The 1897-nt window shown below is 75.2% G+C and carries 1 protein-coding gene and 1 pseudogene; one reads left to right on the top strand and one right to left on the bottom strand.

What is annotated here, in order from left to right; translation table 11 throughout:
- Positions 1–222 (top strand): annotated as a pseudogene (locus G3I40_RS41150) (aminoglycoside phosphotransferase family protein); the annotation flags it as partial.
- Positions 223–318: 96 nt separating this feature from the next.
- On the opposite strand, the gene treZ reads toward G3I40_RS41150, so the two are convergent.
- On the bottom strand, positions 319–1897 hold a 1579-nt coding region (gene treZ / locus G3I40_RS41145), incomplete at its 5' end, for a malto-oligosyltrehalose trehalohydrolase (RefSeq protein WP_164559919.1).

The following is a 1897-nucleotide window of genomic DNA, read 5'->3' as shown; positions in this document are numbered from 1 at the left end:
CTCGCGATCGCCGTGGGCGCCCGGGCGGCGGTGCGCTCCGCGACGCTGGCCGGCTACGGGCCCCGGGTCTGCCTGCGCGGCCTGTGGCTGGCCCGCTGCGACACCCTGGTCCGCCTGGCGGACCGGCTGTACGGGGGCGACGACAGCCCGGAGGCGTTGTTGCGGGTGCAGGGGGAGCGGGCGTGGGAGGCGATCCTGCTGGAGCTGGCGTCGGAGGGGTGACGCTACGCCGCGTCGTCCGCCGGACCGCGGCTCGGCGGACGGACACGGGGGGCGTGCGGGGCCCCGAGGTGCGGTCCCGGGGTCCAGGTCTTCGGTCTAGGGCGCGATCGCGACCACGCACGACTCCGCCGGAACCGTCAACGCCCCGTCCGGGCCGGGCAGTTGCACCGGCTCCCAGGCCGCGAGGACCTGGGCCACCGGCCGCCCCAGCGGAATCGAGACCGGCACCCCCGACAGGTTCACCGCCACCCGCAGATCCCCCCTGCGGTAGACGATCCACCGCGCCTCTTCGTCGTACGCGACCTTGACCGCCGCCAGGTCCGGGTCCTGGAGATCGGTGCGGGCCGCGCGCAGCGCGATCAGTTCCCGGTACCAGGCGAGCACGCGCGCGTGGTGCCCCGTCTCACGCTCCGACCAGTCCAGGCAGGACCGCTCGCGGGTGGCCGGGTCCTGCGGGTCGGGAATGTCCTCCGCGGCCCAGCCGTGCGCCCCGAACTCGCGGCGCCTGCCCTGGCGCACGGCGTCGGCGAGCTGCGGATCGGTGTGGTCCGTGAAGTACTGCCAGGGCGTGCTCGCCGCCCACTCCTCGCCCATGAACAGCATCGGCGTGAAGGGGCTCGTGAGCACCAGCGTCGCCGCACAGGCCAGCAGACCGGGCGAGACGAGGGCCGCGAGCCGGTCGCCCTGGGCGCGGTTGCCGATCTGGTCGTGGGTCTGCGTGTAGGCGAGGAGACGGTGCGCGGGGGTGCGGGTGCGGTCCACGGGCCTGCCGTGGTGCCGGCCGCGGAACGTCGAATACGTACCGTCGTGGAAGAAGCCGCGGGTCAGCGTCTTGGCGACGGCCGCCAGCGGTGCGCGGGCGAAGTCGGCGTAGTAGCCCTGCCGTTCACCGGTGACGGCGGCGTGGACGGCGTGGTGGACGTCGTCGTTCCACTGCGCGTGCAGCCCGAGGCCCCCCTCGCCGCGGGGCGTGATGACGCGCGGGTCGCCCAGGTCGGACTCGCCGATCAGGAACAGCGGACGGCCCAGCCGGTCCGCGAGCGCGTCCACGGCCGTCGACAGTTCCTCCAGGAAGGGCAGGGCGCGCCGGTCGTGCAGTTCGTGGACGGCGTCGAGGCGCAGGCCGTCGAGGCGGTAGTCGCGCAGCCAGGCGAGGGCGCTGCCGAGCAGGTAGGCGCGGGCCTCGTCGGAGCCCGGCGCGTCGAGGTTCACGGCGCTGCCCCACGGCGTGTGGTGGGTGTCCGTGAAGTACGGCCCGAACGCGGACAGGTAGTTGCCCGCGGGACCGAGGTGGTTGTGCACGACGTCGAGGACGACGCCGAGGCCGAGCGCGTGCGCCGCGTCGACGAAGCGTTTCAGCGCGGCGGGGCCGCCGACCGCCTCGTGCACCGCCCACAGGCTGACGCCGTCGTACCCCCAGCCGTACCGGCCCGGGACCGGGCACAGCGGCATCAACTCGACGTGGGTGACGCCCAGGTCGGCCAGGTGCCGAAGGCGCTCGGCGGCCGCGTCGAGCGTGCCCTCCTTCGTGTACGTGCCCACGTGCAGCTCGTACAGGACGGCGCCGGTCAGCCCCCGGCCCGCCCAGTCGCCACGCCACGCGTGCCGGTCGTGGTCGACGACCGCGCTCAGGCCGTCGGGGCCGTCGGGCTGGCGGCGCGAGCGCGGGTCGGGC

The sequence above is a fragment of the Streptomyces sp. SID14478 genome (assembly GCF_010548525.1).
Lineage (GTDB): Bacteria > Actinomycetota > Actinomycetes > Streptomycetales > Streptomycetaceae > Streptomyces.
This window is presented reverse-complemented; position numbering and strand designations above follow the sequence as displayed.